The sequence below is a fragment of the Fusobacterium perfoetens genome (assembly GCF_021531475.1).
Taxonomy (GTDB): domain Bacteria; phylum Fusobacteriota; class Fusobacteriia; order Fusobacteriales; family Fusobacteriaceae; genus Fusobacterium_B.
This window is the reverse complement of sequence record NZ_JADYTX010000009.1, coordinates 1-16,654: the sequence shown is the minus strand read 5'-3', so window position 1 is coordinate 16,654 and position 16,654 is coordinate 1. Positions and strand designations below refer to the sequence as shown.

Below are 16,654 nucleotides of genomic sequence, written 5' to 3'. Positions count from 1 at the left end.
CAAAATTATTTAACTTCTTTAGTCCAATTGTGAGTGTCTTCTAATTTACCCCATTGGATACCAGTTAGAGTATCATATAATTTTTGAGTTAGACTTCCAGTTTTAAAATCATTTATAACAACTGTTTCACCTTTGTAGAACAGTTCTCCTACTGGAGAGATAACAGCTGCAGTTCCTGTACCAAAAGCTTCTTGAAGTTTTCCATTTTTTCCAGCTTCCATTAAGAAATCAATAGTGAAATGTTCCTCATGAACTTTATATCCCCATTCTCTTAAAAGAGCTAAACAAGAATCTCTTGTAACTCCCGGTAAAACTGTTCCATCAATAGGTGAAGTATAGATTTCTCCGTCAACCATAAACATAACATTCATAGTTCCAACTTCCTCAACATATTTACGCTCTACCCCATCAAGCCATAAAACTTGAGTATATCCTTTTTGTTGAGCATTATATTGAGCAAGGATACTTGCAGCGTAGTTTCCACCACATTTTGTAAATCCTGTTCCACCTTTTGAAGCACGTACTAGTTCTTCTTCAACGTAGATTTTTACTGGACTAACTCCTTCAGGATAATAGTTTCCAACTGGAGATAAAATTATTGCAAATAGATAATTATCTGCTGGGTGAACTCCAACTGTAGCTTCAGTTGAGAACATAAATGGACGGATATATAATGAAGTTCCCTCTGCTTCAGGAATCCAATCTTTTTCATATTCAACTAATTTTTCAATAGCTTCTACAAACATATCTTCAGGTAATTTTGCCATACAAAGTCTAGCACAAGAATTTTGCATTCTCTTAGCATTCATCTCAGGACGGAATAAAAGAACTTTTCCATCTTTTGTTTTGTAAGCTTTTAATCCTTCAAAAACTTCTTGAGCATAGTGTAAAACAAAAGATGCTGGACTTAAAGAAAGTGGTCCATAAGGAACTATTCTTGCATCGTGCCAACCTTTTTCTTTAGAATAATCCATTAAAAACATATGGTCTGTATAATATTTTCCAAATCCAAGATTATTTTGATCTGGTTTCTCCTTTAAAGTTTTAGCTCTCTCTACTCTGATTTCCATAACATTTCCTCCTCGCAATATAAAAAAATAATTTATTTTTAATAATTTGGTATAAAAAAAACAGCCTTTGTTAAGACTGTTTTTATAATATCAATTTATTTTTATCAAAATTGTGGTTAAGCTAAAGCCAACCATTCTTTATCATAAAAAGATTTGTATATTGTAAACTCACTCTTAACATTTATTTTGTGTACGACAAAATCCCTGATAGCTATTGATATCAGTAATATTATACGTATGACAAATATTATGCTAAGTAGTCTAAACATACAATTCTCCTCCCTTTAAAATTTTGTTTGCTTTTTTTATGGCTAGAGTATAAAATATTTCAAAAAAAATGTCAAGCTTTTTTTTGAAAAAATTTTTATTTTTTGATAAAAATCCTTGAATTTTAGTATTTAATTAATAAAAAAATATTATTTTTCTCTAGGTTCTATTGATATTTTTTTGTCAGTATAAAAAATCTCACCATTTTTTAATTTTAGTTGGATAGGATATACTTCAACACCATTCTCTAAAGCTTTATAAAAAGTTTCAAAAAATAATTTATCTGTTTCATAGTTTGGAATAAAACTATCAGAATCTCTAAAGACTAAAAGAAGAACGCAAGCTCTGTCTCCATTTTTTTTGATTTCCATTAAAGTGTTTAGATGTTTAGTGGCTCTTTCAGAGGGAGCATCTGGAAAAATAGCTCTTTTATTTACAGAAAGAGAAACACCTTTTACTTCAACCCAAATTTTTTTATTATCTTTTTCAAGCATATAGTCTAAACGGCTATGTCCATTTTTAACTTCTGCTTTTACTAAATCAACTTCTCCAAAAGGAGATATTTCAAAATCTCTTAAAATATTTTCTGAAATATATCTGTGAAAAGATGAGTTAAGAAGAATTTCTTCTCCGTCTTCTGCTAAAGCTCCAATCAGATCCCATTCAGTTTTTCTTTTGCTCATATCTTTGGCACGTCTTAGGAAAACAGTATTTTCTGGATATAATAATTCTTTTATTCTTCCGCTATCATGAACATGAGTTGTAACAATATCTCCGTTTTTTAATTTTGCATTACAAATAAACCGATTTGGTCTTTCTAAAAATTTTGCAATCTCATTTATTTCAATTTTATAAATTAATTTTTCCATAAATTTCTCCTTAAAAATTATTTCAATTTTATTTTTAAAGTAAATATATCTAAAAAAATAGACTGCTGAGATATTCTAGAATTGAAATAAAATCAGTTCTAAAAAATTTCAACAGTCTCAATAGATTTTTATTTAAAAAGTATGTAACCTAAAGTAATAATACCAAAAGTCATAATGATAAAACTAGCAATTCTTGAAAGTTTTACTAAAAGATCATCTGTTATAAATCTTCTAAAGAAACAGATAATATTTACAGTGAAGAACCAAGAAGTTACTCCACCAGTGGCTATTCCAAGAGCAAGATACAGATAATTATCTTGATCTCTCACAAGTCCAAGCAAAGTATAAATACCTAAAATTGTAAGGATACCTGTTATATTTATACTAGCAAGTCCAAGTCCAACAAAATAATTTTGAATAATATTGTATCCTTTTTCTATAGTTTTATCTAAAAGTACAGGAGATTTTAATTTTTTTACTCCAAGCAGTATTAAAAGTATACCAACAGCTATTTTGCAAAGTGTCTCATATCTAAAAATAAAATCGTCCACAAAATTAACAAAGAGAAAGGCAACCATTCCATAGATTACATCAGAAGTAATCATTCCTAGTGCAGTGACATATCCTTCTTTTCTTCCCTCAGTTAAAGTTTTTTCCATACAATAAAACCCAACAGGTCCAAATGGAAAAGATAATATTAAGCCAGTGATGGCACCTTTAAAAAATGTAGCTGTTAACAAATAAATCACACCCTTATTATCTAAAGTTTATTTCCACAGTTTGGACAAAACTTATCAGTTTCATCTACTCTGTGACCACAGTTTTTGCAAACATTGTTGTTTCTAATAATTTCTTCTACATCATCATAAGTGACGTTTGATGTTTCTAAAACTTTTTCCAATGATTCATTTTTTAATCTATATATACTTTTACAGTTTTTACAAACTATTAAAAATTTTTTGTTAAATCTAAAAATTGGGATAAAGAAAAAACTAAATACATTAGACATTTGATGAAGTTCAAACTTTTCATTTATACAGTTTGTACATCTAAAGCTAACTTCTTTTAAAAGTTCATCTTTACTTCCAAATCCCATGACAAAAAACATAATTACTCCTAGTTATCATTTAATTTTAAGATAGAAACAAAAGCCTCTTGAGGAATTTCAACGTTTCCTATTTGTTTCATTCTCTTCTTACCAGCTTTTTGTTTTTCAAGAAGTTTTTTCTTTCTTGTGATATCTCCACCATAACATTTAGCAAGAACGTTCTTCCTATATGCTTTGATAGTTTCACGAGCTATTATTTTTGCTCCAAGTGCTGCTTGAATAGGAATTTCAAATTGTTGTCTAGGGATAGCTTCTTTTAATTTTTCACAGATAGCTCTTCCTTTTGAAACAGCATTGTCTTTATGAGCGATAAATGAGAATGCGTCAACAACTTCTCCTGAAACTAGAATATCAACTTTTACAAGATCTCCATCTCTGTAATCAATTAGTTCATATTCAAATGAAGCGTAACCTCTTGTTTTTGATTTTAATTTATCATAGAAATCAAGAACGATTTCAGCCAGAGGAAGTTCATAAGTTATCATTGTTCTTGTATCATCAATATAACTCATTCCAATATAAACTCCACGTTTTTCTTGGCAAAGTTCCATAACAGATCCAACATAATCTTTTGGAACTATGATATTTCCTTTGATATATGGTTCTTGAATTATAAATTTAGATTTTCCACCATCAGGGAAATCACAAGGGTTGTCAATTACATAAGTAGGTTTTCCTTCCATAGTTATTCTATACTCAACAGATGGAGATGTAGAAATAAGATCTATGTCATACTCTCTTCTAAGTCTTTCAACTATAATTTCCATATGTAAAAGTCCTAAGAATCCACATCTAAATCCAAATCCTAAAGCAAGAGATGTTTCAGGAACAAAGTTTAAAGATGCGTCGTTTAGTTGTAATTTTTCTAAAGACTCTCTTAAATCTCCGTAGTCGTCAGTTGAAATTGGATAGATTCCAGCAAAAACCATTGATTGAGCTGGTCTAAATCCATGAAGAGGTTCATCACAAGGTCTATCTACATGAGTGATAGTATCCCCAACTCTTGAATCTTTTATTGTTTTTAAACCTGTTATAATATATCCAACAGAACCTGATGTTAATTCATTTGTAGGTTTCATATTTGGTGAGAAGATTCCACATTCTAAGATTTCAGCTTCTTTGTCAGTTGACCAAATTCTTATTTTGTCACCTTTTTTGATACTTCCATCTTCTACTTTTATATAAGTGATAACTCCTCTATAATCGTCAAATTTTGAATCGAAGATTAAAGCTCTAAGAGGAGCTTCTTCGTCATAGTCAGGACAAGGGATTCTTTTAACAATCTCTTCAAGTAGTTCTTCAATACCAAGATTTATTTTTGCAGATGTAAGAACAGCATCATCAGCTGGAAGTCCTATTACATCTTCTATCTCTTTTTTAACTCTTTCTGGTTCAGCTGCTGGTAAATCTATTTTATTTACAACAGGAACTATTTCCAAGTCATTTTCTAAAGCAAGGTAAACGTTAGCAAGAGTTTGAGCTTCTACACCTTGAGCAGCGTCAACTACTAATAATGCTCCTTCACAAGCAGAAAGAGAACGAGAAACTTCATATATAAAGTCAACGTGTCCCGGAGTATCAATAAGATTTAATTCATATCTATTTCCGTCTTTTGCGTCATAATAAAGAGTTACAGCTTGAGCTTTGATAGTGATCCCTTTTTCTCTTTCAAGATCCATTGAGTCAAGAAGTTGAGATTTCATATCTCTCTCAGCAACTGTATGAGTAGCTTCTAAAAGTCTATCAGCTATAGTAGATTTTCCGTGGTCTATATGAGCTATGATAGAAAAGTTTCTTTTAAATTTTTGTTGCACTTAAGCCTCCTAAAAAAATTAAAATTTATATTACACTATATTATAAGATAAACCCCAAAAAATTTCAAGAATTTCTATGCCCAGTTTCCATTTATAAAAACATTTTCGCAGTTTCCGTTTTCTTCATATCCTACAATAGATAGATCAGAAGTTCCAAACATAAAATCAACGTGAGTTAAAGAATCGTTCATTCCAACTTTTTCCATTTCTTCAGATGATAATTTATCTCCACCTTGAATACAGCTTGAATAAGCTTGTCCAATAGCTAAGTGGCAAGAAGCATTCTCATCAAATAGTGTGTTATAGAATAAAATTCCAAGATTTGATATTGGAGAATCAAATGGAACTAAAGCTATTTCTCCTAAATATTTTGCTCCTTCATCAATGCTTACAAGATTTTCTAAAGCTTCATATCCAGATTTAGCAGAAAAATCTATAATTTTTCCATCTTTAAAAGTTATAGAAAAATCTTCTATTAAAGTTCCACCATAGTTAAGTGGTTTTGAGGCATAAACTATTCCATCAACACCATATTTATGTGGCATAGAGAATACTTCTTCTGTTGGAATATTTGCAACAAACTCTATTCCAGATTGAGTAACATCTTTTCCAGAAGCCCAAATATGATTTTTTGGAAGTTTAACTGTTAGGTTAGTTCCAAGAGAGTTAGTTATAACAACTTTTTCAAATTGTTTATTGTTTAAGTAATCCATTTTTTCTTTTAAAATGCTTAAATGATTTTTCCAAGTTTCAATAGGATTTTCAGTGTCAGCTTTAGTTGATTTTAAAATAGCATTCCATAACATATCAACAGCTTCATCATCATTTACGTTAGGGAAAACTTTTTTAGCCCAAGCTAAAGTTGGGACAGAAATAATATTCCATTGTAATTCATTTATCATAATTTTATCGTAATAAGGTTTTAGAGCTTGTCCACGAGTTTTTTGGTAAGCACCGATTTTTTCACTATCTATTCCAGCTAAAAGTTCTGGGTCATTAGCAGCGATACTTAAAAAAGCAGCTCCTTTATTTGCATAATACATTAAAGAATCAACTTGCCAAGCTGGCATCTCTTCAAAAATTTCTTTTTTTCCATAAGTGAAAGTCATTTTTTTACAGAAATCATCACTCCAGTGAACGATTACCTCAGATGCTCCAAGCTCATAAGCTTTTTCTACAAGAAGTCTTGTAAAAGGTGCAGTTTCAACAGGGGACATAATAACTAAAATTTGTTCCTTTTGAAGATTTATTCCAATATTTAAAGCTAAATCAACATATTTTGTAATTATCTCTTTTTTTATCATTTTTAACTCCTTAATTATTTATTATTTTCAAAATCTCTTTTTATTTGGAAATATTCAGCTCCAACTAAAAAATAAAGTATAGGAACTAAAATAATAGCATCTTCTCCAAATTTTCCATAAAGATAAGAGGAAAAAACTCCTCCTATAAAGAATGCAAGTATTGTGGTAATATAATAGAAAATTTTTATATTATCCACTTTAAGACCTCTTAACTTATAACCGATATAAACTCCCAAGTCGCTGATACTACCAGTTAGATGAGAAGTTCTTATAAGAATACCTTTATAAGTCATAAAAAGTCCATTTTGAATTCCCGTTGTAAAGCAAAGAATATAAGCAAAATTTTTGCTATCTCCAAAAAACATATAAGTGAAAAATATTGCAAACCCCATTCCAATAAAAACGTAACCGTATCTTCTTTTCAGATTGAAAGCTCTCTCTCCAATAAAAAATCCAGAAAAAACATTTCCTAATAAGAAAAGAGATAAACCGATAACAATTTTTAAAATATGATCATCAAAAGGGGTATGTTCTACAAAATGTATAGCAGCCTTTGAAACATCTCCAGAAAAATGTGTAAGTGTCAGCCCGATTAAAATTATACCGTACACATTAGCATATCCACTGATAAAACTCAAAGTACCAATCCAAAATAGAACAATATTCTGATGATTATTCATAAAAAAACTCCTCCCACTAAAAACTTATATATTAATTAAATTCTATCATATATTTAGTAAAAAGAATATGAGTTTTTAAAAATTTTGTATACAAAAAATAAAAATATTATTCTTTTTGTCTTTATATAATATTATTGCAAATATTTTTATATTGTGATAATATATTCTTAACTACTAGGGGAGCAAGTTTGCTGAGAATTTAAACCCTTATGAACCTGATATAGATAATTCTATCGTAGGGAAGTAGTCGAAAGTTTTGTTTTTTTGATTATTTTCTTGTGATAAATTTATATCAGAGAAAATAATTTTTTTATTTTTTGGAAAAATTTTAGGAGAAAAAATGGAAAAGGTTTTAGAGGTAAAAAATATATATTTCTCTTATGAAAAAAATAAAGATTTAATATCAGATCTTTCTTTTGATGTAGAAAAAAATCAGTTTGTTTCTATTGTTGGAAGTAGTGGTTGCGGAAAATCAACTATAATAAAACTGATAAGTGGAATATATGAAAAAAAATCTGGTGAGATTATCGGTAAAAAAACTGCCTATATGCCTCAAAAAGATCTATTACTTCCTTGGAGAACAGTTTTAGAAAATATAATTTTACCTATTGAATTGGAAAAAAAAGATTTAAAAGAAGGAAAGGAAAAAGCTTGTAGTTATTTAAAACGTCTTGGACTTTTGGAATATAAAGATAAATATCCTTATGAACTTTCAGGAGGAATGAAACAGAGAGTATCTTTTATAAGAACTTTGCTTACAGAGGCTGAGATACTTCTTCTTGATGAGCCTTTTAGTGCTTTAGATGCAATAACTAAGGAAAATCTTCAAAAGTGGCTATTAGATGTTTTAAAAACTTTTAATAAAAGTGTGATTTTTATAACTCACGATATAAATGAGGCGTTATTTTTATCTGACAGGATTTTAGTATGTGAAAATAAACCTCTTAATAATTTAAAAGAATATAAAATTTCAGTTGAAAGAAAAAATGATTTAAAATATATGAGTTTTTTAAAAGAAAATATTTTATCTGATATAGGAGGTGGAAAATATTGAAAGTATCACCTTCAGTAGTAATATCTTTGGGATTTTTTGCACTTTGGGAAGGACTGGCGAGATATATAAATATGTCTTTTATACTTCCTACACCGACCCTTATAATAAAAAGATTTTGGGAGCTTAGAGAAACTTTAATCTGTTATCATTTGGTGGAAACTTTAAAAATTGCAGGAATTTCCTTAGGAATTTCTCTGGGAATTGGAATTATACTTGCTGTTTTGATGGATAGAAGTAAAGCTATTGAAAATGCAATTTATCCGATACTTGTAACAAGTCAGACAATTCCAATAACAGCTCTTGCACCGATTTTTATTTTATGGTTTGGATATTCTATCTGGTCAAAAGTATTGGTTGCAATAATTATTACATTTTTCCCTGTGACTATAAATCTTTCCCAAGGATTAAAATCAGTGAAAGAGGAACATTTGGAACTTTTTAAAAGTATGAACGCAAGTGAGTGGGATATATTTTTAAAACTAAAAATTCCAACAGTGATGCCATATTTTTTCTCATCTCTTAAGATGGCAATCCCTTTTGTAATAATTGGAGCTACCATTGGAGAATGGCTTGGAGCAACAGCAGGGCTTGGATATTTTAGTAAAAGAATGATGACACAACTTGATGGAGCTGGAGTTTTTGCACCAGTGGTACTTATTTCATTAATTGTAATAGTTATTGTAAAAATTATTTCAATTATTGAAGAAAAACTTTTAGTGTGGGTAAAAAAACAATAAATATAAAGGAGAAACTTATGAAAAAAATTAAATTATTATTAATGTTTGTTTTAATTAGTGCTTTAAGTTTTGGAGCAAATAATAAAAAACTTAAAGATTTTAGCGTTGTATTGGATTGGTATCCAAATGCAATTCACAGCTTTTTATATTTAGCTGAAGAAAAAGGATACTTTGAAGAAGAGGGAATAAATTTAGTTATTCATTATCCTGCAAATGTATCTGACCCATTAGCTTTACCAGCAGCTAAAAAAGCAAATGCTGGAATGTATTATTTACATCAATTAATTATGGCAAAAGCTAATGAAAAAATTCCTGTAACATCAATAGGAGCTATAACTCAAGGACCTTTAAATGTAGTTATTGCAAAAGAAGAAAATAATATAAAAAGACCCAAAGATTTAGTTGGAAAAAAAGTTGGATATTCTCAAGGAGATGTAGCAGAAAGACTTTTAAGTACTGTAATCGCTCTTGATGGTGGAGATGTAAAACAAGCCAAACTTTTATATGTTGGTTTTGATCTATTAACAGCTACAATAACTAATAGTGTTGATGCTACTTTTGGAGGATTTGTAAACCACGAAGTTCCTGTTCTTGAAGAAAGAGGAATAAAAGTAAATTATTTCTATCCAACTGATTTTGGATTCCCTAACTATTATGAAGAAGTATTTGTAGTTAATGAAGATATGGTTAAAGAAGACAAAGAACTTTACCAAGGATTCTTAAGAGCAATAAGAAGAGGATTTGAAGATATGAGAAAAGATCCAGATAGTGCAGTAGATTTACTTCTTAAAAAACAAGAGGCTGATCAATTCCCATTAACAAGAAATGTTGAAAAACAAAGTATTGATATTTTAATTCCTTTAATGGAAACTGAAAATTCTAAATTCTTATCACAAGATAAAAAAGTTTGGGAAGAAAATATAGATTGGATGTTACAACAAGGAATGATAAAAGAAAAAATATCTGCTGAAGATGTAATGATAGAATTATAATTTATAAAAAATTAAATATTGAGAATAAAAAAAGGGGTTGCTACATTTTATAGCAACCTCTTTTGAATTTAATTATAAATAGATTTTATTGCTTTTTGCAATATATTTTGTTTTGTCTTTTTTCTCTCCTCTATAAAAAGCTTTGTAAGCTTTATAAGTTTCAAAGACATCTAATTTAGAAGAAATTTCAAAAGGTGAGTGCATTGCAAGTAAAGCTGGTCCAATATCTATTGTGCTAATTCCTTTTTTAGCTAGATATTTTGCAACAGTACCTCCTCCACCTTCATCAACTTTTCCAAGCATTCCTGTTTGCCAAAGAACTCCGTTGTCGTTTAACATTTTTCTGATTTCTCCGACATATTCTGCATCAGCGTCGTTAGTTCCATATTTTCCACCAGAACCAGTATATTTAACAATAACTACACCATATCCAAGTTTTGGAGCATTTTGCTCATCATGAACACTTTTGAAAATTGGATCTATTCCTGCATTAACGTCAGATGATAATGCTTTTGAATTCCATAGAGTTTCTTTTAAATATAAATCTGAATAGATTCTTTTTGTTTTGAATATCATATCAGCTGTGAAATAATCTATAAAATCACTTTGTAAACCTGTTGAACCATCAGAACCTGTTTCCTCTTTATCAGCTAAGAAACAAACAGCTGTTCTTTCAGGAGCATCTTGCATATCAAGTATAGCTCTTAAAGATGTATAAGCACAGATTCTATCATCTTGTCCATATGCTCCGATTAAAGATCTATCAAGTCCTACATCTTTTGCTTTTTGGCTTGGGACTAATTCAAGTTCAGCAGAGATAAAATCTTCTTCAACTATACCATAAATATCGTTAAGTTTTTCTAAGATTGCGTATTTAACTGAATCTTTTATTTCTTCATCATTGATAGTAGCAGGTATAGAACCAACTATAATTTGAAGTTCTTCACCTTTTATAACTTCTCTAGCTGTTCTATCTCCTTGAACTTTTCTGTCAAGATGAGGTAAAATATCTGGAACAGTAAATACAGGATCATCTTCATGTTCTCCAATAACAACTTTTACTTTTTCTCCGTTAGAAAGAACAACAACTCCATGAAGAGCTAATGGAATAGATGCCCATTGATATTTTTTGATACCACCATAGTAGTGAGTTTTCATATAGGCAAGTTCAAACTCTTCATATAAAGGATTTTGTTTAAGGTCTAGTCTAGGAGAATCAATGTGTGAAACTATATAGTTTATTCCTTTTAAGATATCCTCTTTACCAATTACAGCAAGAACTATATTTTTGTGTCTGTTAAGGTAGTAAACTTTGTCTCCTGGAACTAGAGTATCCTTAAGTCTAGCGTCGATAAATCCACATTCTTTTGCAAAACTTGTAGCAAGTTCTACAAACTCTCTTTCAGTTTTTCCAAGGTCTAAGACTTTTTTATACTCCTCCCCCATTGTGAAAACTTTTTCCATTTTTTCAGAGGAGATATTTTTCCAACCATTAGTTTTTTTGTATAGCATAATATACCACCTTCTTAAATATTTAATGTACTATTTTTCAAGTCTTTTATTTAAAGCTTCAGCTTCTTTTTCATATCCAGATTTTCCAAGTAAAGCAAACATATTTTTCTTGTAAGCTTCTACACCTGGTTGGTTAAATGGATTAACTTCTAATAAGTATCCACTGATTCCACAAGATTTTTCAAAGAAGTAGAATAAGTATCCAAGACTGAATGAGTCAGCTTTAGGCATACATACTCTGATATTAGGTACTCCACCGTCAACGTGAGCAAGTTGAGTTCCAAGCATAGCTTTTTCATTAACGAAGTTCATTCCTTTACCAGCTATATAGTTAAGTCCATCAAGATCAGCTTCATCAAATGGGATAACTACGTCAGTTTCTTTTTCATCTATGTCAATTAAAGTTTCAAATAATATTCTTTGTCCATCTTGGATATATTGTCCCATAGAGTGTAAATCTGTACTTAGGTCAACAGATGCAGGGAATAACCCTTTTCCATCTTTTCCTTCAGATTCACCATATAATTGTTTCCACCATTCAGCAACATAGTGTAATTTTGGTTCGTAGTTGATTAAAAGTTCGATACATTTTCCTTTTCTAAGAAGTAAATTTCTTACAGCTGCATATTTGTAACAATCATTTTCAGCATAAGGAGCTGTGTAATCATTTTGAGCTTCTCTAGCTCCAGCCATTAAAGCATCTATATCAATACCAGCAGCAGCTATTGGTAAAAGTCCTACTGGAGTTAAAACAGAGAATCTTCCTCCAACATCATCTGGTATAGTGAATGTTTCATAACTTTGTTCAGCAGATAATTTTTTAAGAGCTCCTTTGCTAGCGTCAGTAGTAGCAAATATTCTTTCTCTAGCTCCTTCAACACCATATTTTTTTTCTAACATTTCTTTGAAAATTCTAAAAGCAATAGCTGGTTCAGTAGTAGTTCCAGATTTAGATATAACGTTTACAGAGAAATCTCTATCTCCAATAACTTGGATAAGGTGAGCTAAATATGTACCAGAAATACTATTTCCAGCAAAATAAATTTCAGGTCCATTAGGTACTTTATTGTAGAAAGTATTGCTTAAGAAATCTATTGTTGCTCTAGCTCCAAGATAAGAACCTCCGATACCTATAACAACTAAAACTTCTGAATTTTTTCTGATTTTTTTAGCAGCAAGTTTTATTCTTTCAAACTCATCTTTGTTGTAGTTAGTTGGTAGATTTATCCAACCTAAGAAATCATTACCTTCTCCAGTTCCTTCCATAAGAAGTTTTTCAGCATTTTTTACTTCTTCTTCCATTTTAGCTATTTCTTCACAAGAAACAAAGTCTAAAACTTTTGATAAGTCAAGTTCTAATTTTTTCATAAATACACACTCCTATTTTTGATTATTTATATTTTTTCTCAAGTTCTTTTAGTCTTTTTTCTAGTTCTTTTATCTTAATATTGTTAACTTCAATAGTTCTCTTTAAAGTATCAATACTTTCTTCAGTATTGCTAAGCCTTTGATTAAATTCGCTGTAATTAAATCCAATCTCATTAAGTTCAGCAGAAAAATCATATATAACACTTCTTAAAACATCAATTTCTTTTTTGTCTATTTTTTCGGTGTCTATTTTAGTAAGAAGTTTGGAAAGTTCATAAGCAAATTGATATCTTGATATAGGCAGATTTCCATTAAAATTTACAGATTTTTGATCTATAATTTTATTATCTACTAGATTTTGTATAGATTTATACGCCCAATGATCTTTTGTTAAATCATTAAACTTTATCTCTTCTCCAATGGTTAAAACAGAAAAAATAAAAAAACATAACAGTAGTTTTACCTTCATATGTCCTCCTTGTTTTTAGTATAGCACAAGATAAAAATATTATCAATATTAATTAAAAACACATTTTTATTGTTCAAAAAATAATCAATTACTTTATGATAAATAATTCTTTAAAAGCTTTAAGATTGTTTCTGCTAAGAGGTAAGGTATCAGAGATTCCCTCTAGCTTAATCACGTAACTACCACTGAACCAAGCTTCAAGTTCAGAAATTTTATCAAGGTTTACAAGATACGATCTGTGAGTTTTAAAAAACTTTTTATTTGGTAAAAGTTCTTCTAACTTTGAAAGTTTAAGTTTTGAAGTATAAGTTTTATCTTTTGTGTGGATCAAACACTCTTTATCAGAGGCTTCTATATAGTAAATATTATCGAAGCCTAAGAAAATAAATTTATCATCTTCGTTTACTACAAGTTTATTTACCTTTGATATATCCTCTTTTAAACCTGGTTGTTTATTAGATTCTTTTATGAGATTTGAGAGAGTAGTTTTAATTCTCTCTTCAGAATATGGTTTTAATAGATAATCAAAAGCTTTTAACTCAAAAGCTTCTGCTCCATATTCTCTATAGGCTGTTATAAAAACAATTTTCATATTGGGATTTAATTTATGAATAATTTTTCCAAGATTAATCCCATCAAGTCCAGACATATTAATATCTAAAAATGCCACATCAACTTTTGTATCTTCTAAAAATTTTAGAGCATCAATTGGATTTTCAAACTCTCCCTCCATAGAAAATTCTTCAAAAAGTCCAATAAAATATTTCAGTTCTTCTCTTGCTGGAAATTCATCCTCTACTATTATATATTTTAACATTAATCACTCCTTAATTATATATCATAATTTATCTCTGTTCCTTGAGCTAGTCTTTTTATTTCAAGTCCTTTTCCATATAGAAGTTTAAGCCTAGCATGTACATTTTTTAGACCGATACTTTTGATATCTACATCATCTATTGAATTAATAATTTCTTGTGGGATACCAACTCCGTCATCTTTTACTGTGATTTTTATATGGTTATTTTCTATTTTTTTTATACCAATAAATACACTTCCTCCCTCACGTTTAGGAAGTAATCCGTGTTTTATACTATTTTCAACGAGAGGTTGAATAATAAGACTAGGTATCTGGAAATTTAAAATATCATCATCGATAGAATAATCCACTTTTATTTTATTATTAAAACGAGCTTGTTCTATATTTACATAGGCTTTTACCTGTTCAATTTCTTTTTCTACAGGAACAAGTCTATCAAAATTTTCAAGATTAAATCTAAGAATAGTAGAAAGATTTAGGATAACATCTCTAGCTTTTTCAGGATTTATTCTTATAAAAGATGAGATAGTATTTAAAGCATTAAATAAAAAATGTGGATTTATTTGTGTCTGTAGCATTTTAAAGTTGGCATCTCTTGCCATAGCTTTAAAGTTTTCAAGTTTTGTGAGCTCAAGTTGTGTTGATATAAGCTGAGAAAGCCCAACTATTAGATTTTTTTTACTCTCAGTAATCTGTCCGAATTTATCAAAATATACTTTTAAAGTACCTGAAACTTTTTTATTTTGATAAAGTGGAACAATGATATATGATTTTATATTTCCCTCAACACATTCAAACTCTTGTTTATTAAAAATTCTATTGGCAACAAACATCTCTCCAGTGGATAAAACTTTTTTTGCTTCTTCACTTTGAACTTCTACATGGTCAACACGAAATTCATCACTGAATGAATGACTACCAACTATAAATTTTTCATTTGAAAGAATAACTGATTTAGCATCTAAAGCTTCCATTATAATTTTACATACTTCATTTAGTGAGCCACCATTTGAGAAATACGGCAAAGTTTTTTCAGCTATCTCAAGAGAAAGTTTAGCTTGTTTACCAGCCATTATCTCTTTTTCTTCAATGATGCTTTCTATTATAATTATAACAATGGGAACTCCTAAAGCATTTGCCAAAATCATAGGAATGTATATAGCCTTTACTATTTCAAGAGCGTGAGCTTTATCAGCCCCCAAAAGATAGATAAGTAACATACTAAGATTTTCTACAACAAAGCCAGCAAAGAAACCATAAATATATTTATTTTTTTCATTTATATATTTCGAGAGATAAGCTACAAAAAAACCACCAAAAATTGTGGAGATAGCACAAGGAATAGCAGTAAATTGTCCATTGAGTAGGAAAAATCTATGAATCCCTGCAATTATTCCAGCAAATATTCCAACCCAAGGGGAAACCATCAATCCTCCAGCAATTACCCCGATATTACGAGTATTTGCAATAGAACCTTTATAGTTAATACCAGAATATGTACCGATTATAGCAAGTCCTCCAAAAAATAGAGAAAGCATAATTATATCTTTAGCATTATAATTTTCTTTAGTAAATATATTTCTTGAACTTTGGATACGGGTAAATAAAAAAGCTATGATTATAATATATCCCAAGTTATTAAGAAGAGCACTAACCAAATTAAACATATTATCATCTCCTTTCAGACTATTTTATCACAAAAAGAAAAATATAGTAAGTGCATTTCAGATAAAAAAAACAACATTTTAAACATTAAAAAATACATTTTACGTATTAAAACAATAAAAAAAGTAAAAAAATAGTATAATAAATATTGTAAACAAATAAATCTTTAAGGAGGGATAAATATGATAAGTTTTATAGCTTCAATAATTGCCCTTGTAGTAGGGTATATGATTTATGGTAAGGTTGTGGAAAAAGTTTTTGATCCAGATCCAAACTCTTTAACACCAGCAAAAAGATTGGAAGATGGTGTTGACTATGTTGAGATGGATATTAAAAAGACTTTCTTAATTCAATTTTTAAATATTGCAGGAACAGGTCCTATATTTGGGGCAGTTGCAGGAGCAATGTGGGGACCAGCAGCATTTATTTGGATTGTATTTGGTTGTATATTTGCAGGAGCAGTTCACGACTATTTAATCGGTATGATGTCACTTAGAAGAGATGGTGCAAGTGTTGCTGAATTAGTAGGAGAGAACTTAGGAAATGGGGCAAAACAACTTATGAGAGTTTTCTCAGTTGTATTGTTAGTTCTAGTAGGAGTAGTTTTCGTAACAAGTCCAGCAGCAATCTTAAATGATTTAACTGGAATTGATAAACTTGTTTTAATCGGTATAATTATTGCTTACTATTTAGTTGCAACAGTTTTACCAATAGATAAAGTAATAGGAAAAATTTATCCAATATTTGGTGTGGCATTACTTATAATGGCAGTTGGAATTGGATTTGGTATTGTAATTCAAGGATATGATATTCCTGAAATCGCTTTCCATAACTTCCATCCAAAAGGACAATCTGATCTGTACCCTGTCAAGTACTCAATTTAATTATCAACATTTTTTTCTTTAAATTTCCTATATTCTATTGGACT

General features: G+C 29.6%; 15 protein-coding genes, 1 pseudogene and 1 riboswitch. Of the genes and pseudogenes, 4 read left to right on the top strand and 12 right to left on the bottom strand.

Annotated elements, in window-relative coordinates:
• Positions 1–5 precede the first annotated feature (5 nt).
• The 7 genes from I6E15_RS03370 to I6E15_RS03340 form a co-directional block, all read right to left on the bottom strand.
• A complete protein-coding gene (locus I6E15_RS03370; RefSeq protein ID WP_235244251.1) occupies positions 6–1,070 on the bottom strand; it encodes a branched-chain amino acid aminotransferase in 1,065 nt (354 codons plus the stop codon).
• A 416-nt stretch (positions 1,071–1,486) separates the two neighbouring features.
• Complete coding sequence (gene sfsA, locus I6E15_RS03365) at positions 1,487–2,206, bottom strand: DNA/RNA nuclease SfsA (RefSeq protein ID WP_235244250.1); 720 nt, start codon at positions 2,204–2,206, stop codon at positions 1,487–1,489.
• Between the two features lie 128 nt (positions 2,207–2,334).
• Positions 2,335–2,946, bottom strand: coding sequence for a LysE family translocator (locus tag I6E15_RS03360; RefSeq protein ID WP_177160033.1), 612 nt, complete (start codon positions 2,944–2,946; stop codon positions 2,335–2,337).
• Between the two features lie 20 nt (positions 2,947–2,966).
• Positions 2,967–3,314, bottom strand: a complete 348-nt coding sequence (locus I6E15_RS03355; protein WP_235244248.1) for a zinc ribbon domain-containing protein — start codon at positions 3,312–3,314, stop codon at positions 2,967–2,969.
• Positions 3,315–3,322: 8 nt separating this feature from the next.
• Positions 3,323–5,128 carry a translation elongation factor 4 gene (lepA, locus tag I6E15_RS03350; RefSeq protein ID WP_235244246.1) on the bottom strand — a complete coding sequence of 602 codons (1,806 nt, stop codon included), beginning with the start codon at positions 5,126–5,128 and terminating at the stop codon, positions 3,323–3,325.
• 74 nt (positions 5,129–5,202) lie between these two features.
• Positions 5,203–6,432, bottom strand: a complete 1,230-nt coding sequence (locus tag I6E15_RS03345) for an aminopeptidase (RefSeq protein WP_235244245.1) — start codon at positions 6,430–6,432, stop codon at positions 5,203–5,205.
• A gap of 14 nt (positions 6,433–6,446) precedes the next feature.
• Positions 6,447–7,112 carry a YoaK family protein gene (locus tag I6E15_RS03340; RefSeq protein WP_235244243.1) on the bottom strand — a complete coding sequence of 222 codons (666 nt, stop codon included), beginning with the start codon at positions 7,110–7,112 and terminating at the stop codon, positions 6,447–6,449.
• 166 nt (positions 7,113–7,278) lie between these two features.
• Positions 7,279–7,371, top strand: a riboswitch (TPP riboswitch).
• 81 nt (positions 7,372–7,452) lie between these two features.
• On the opposite strand from I6E15_RS03340, the gene I6E15_RS03335 reads away from it, so the two are divergent.
• The 3 genes from I6E15_RS03335 to I6E15_RS03325 are packed head-to-tail and all read left to right on the top strand — an operon-like array spanning position 7,453 to position 9,895.
• Positions 7,453–8,166, top strand: coding sequence for an ABC transporter ATP-binding protein (locus I6E15_RS03335; RefSeq protein ID WP_235244241.1), 714 nt, complete (start codon positions 7,453–7,455; stop codon positions 8,164–8,166).
• Positions 8,163–8,903: an ABC transporter permease gene (locus I6E15_RS03330; RefSeq protein WP_235244239.1), complete on the top strand. Its 741-nt coding sequence runs from the start codon at positions 8,163–8,165 to the stop codon at positions 8,901–8,903. Before I6E15_RS03335 ends, I6E15_RS03330 begins: the two co-directional genes overlap by 4 nt.
• A 17-nt stretch (positions 8,904–8,920) precedes the next feature.
• Complete coding sequence (locus I6E15_RS03325; protein WP_235244237.1) at positions 8,921–9,895, top strand: ABC transporter substrate-binding protein; 975 nt, start codon at positions 8,921–8,923, stop codon at positions 9,893–9,895.
• A gap of 72 nt (positions 9,896–9,967) precedes the next feature.
• Here I6E15_RS03325 and I6E15_RS03320 read toward each other — a convergent pair whose 3' ends face one another.
• From I6E15_RS03320 to I6E15_RS03300, 5 genes are all read right to left on the bottom strand, one after another.
• Positions 9,968–11,407, bottom strand: a complete 1,440-nt coding sequence (locus I6E15_RS03320; RefSeq protein WP_235244236.1) for an aminopeptidase — start codon at positions 11,405–11,407, stop codon at positions 9,968–9,970.
• Positions 11,408–11,437: 30 nt separating this feature from the next.
• Entirely contained in the window at positions 11,438–12,775 is a 1,338-nt protein-coding gene (locus I6E15_RS03315) for a glucose-6-phosphate isomerase (protein ID WP_235244233.1), read from the bottom strand.
• Positions 12,776–12,797: 22 nt separating this feature from the next.
• Positions 12,798–13,244 carry an S-layer homology domain-containing protein gene (locus tag I6E15_RS03310; RefSeq protein ID WP_177160024.1) on the bottom strand — a complete coding sequence of 149 codons (447 nt, stop codon included), beginning with the start codon at positions 13,242–13,244 and terminating at the stop codon, positions 12,798–12,800.
• 88 nt (positions 13,245–13,332) lie between these two features.
• Positions 13,333–14,061 (bottom strand): LytR/AlgR family response regulator transcription factor, encoded by a 729-nt coding sequence (locus tag I6E15_RS03305; RefSeq protein WP_235244231.1) that lies wholly within the window; start codon positions 14,059–14,061, stop codon positions 13,333–13,335.
• A gap of 14 nt (positions 14,062–14,075) precedes the next feature.
• The gene (locus I6E15_RS03300) at positions 14,076–15,728 is read right to left on the bottom strand and encodes a LytS/YhcK type 5TM receptor domain-containing protein (RefSeq protein WP_235244229.1); all 1,653 of its coding nucleotides are present in this window, start codon (positions 15,726–15,728) and stop codon (positions 14,076–14,078) included.
• 180 nt (positions 15,729–15,908) lie between these two features.
• Between I6E15_RS03300 and I6E15_RS03295 the strand changes: the two are divergent.
• A pseudogene (locus tag I6E15_RS03295) lies at positions 15,909–16,580 on the top strand (carbon starvation CstA family protein); the annotation flags it as partial.
• Positions 16,581–16,654 lie beyond the last annotated feature (74 nt).

Coding starts and splice junctions, on each gene's coding strand:
- I6E15_RS03355 (WP_235244248.1), bottom strand. CDS start 3,314: ATGTTTTTTGTCATGGGATTTGGAAGTAAAGATGAACTTTTAAAAGAA.
- I6E15_RS03300 (WP_235244229.1), bottom strand. CDS start 15,728: ATGTTTAATTTGGTTAGTGCTCTTCTTAATAACTTGGGATATATTATA.
- I6E15_RS03320 (WP_235244236.1), bottom strand. CDS start 11,407: ATGCTATACAAAAAAACTAATGGTTGGAAAAATATCTCCTCTGAAAAA.
- sfsA (WP_235244250.1), bottom strand. CDS start 2,206: ATGGAAAAATTAATTTATAAAATTGAAATAAATGAGATTGCAAAATTT.
- I6E15_RS03315 (WP_235244233.1), bottom strand. CDS start 12,775: ATGAAAAAATTAGAACTTGACTTATCAAAAGTTTTAGACTTTGTTTCT.
- I6E15_RS03325 (WP_235244237.1), top strand. CDS start 8,921: ATGAAAAAAATTAAATTATTATTAATGTTTGTTTTAATTAGTGCTTTA.
- I6E15_RS03310 (WP_177160024.1), bottom strand. CDS start 13,244: ATGAAGGTAAAACTACTGTTATGTTTTTTTATTTTTTCTGTTTTAACC.
- I6E15_RS03340 (WP_235244243.1), bottom strand. CDS start 7,112: ATGAATAATCATCAGAATATTGTTCTATTTTGGATTGGTACTTTGAGT.
- I6E15_RS03335 (WP_235244241.1), top strand. CDS start 7,453: ATGGAAAAGGTTTTAGAGGTAAAAAATATATATTTCTCTTATGAAAAA.
- I6E15_RS03345 (WP_235244245.1), bottom strand. CDS start 6,432: ATGATAAAAAAAGAGATAATTACAAAATATGTTGATTTAGCTTTAAAT.
- I6E15_RS03370 (WP_235244251.1), bottom strand. CDS start 1,070: ATGGAAATCAGAGTAGAGAGAGCTAAAACTTTAAAGGAGAAACCAGAT.
- I6E15_RS03305 (WP_235244231.1), bottom strand. CDS start 14,061: ATGTTAAAATATATAATAGTAGAGGATGAATTTCCAGCAAGAGAAGAA.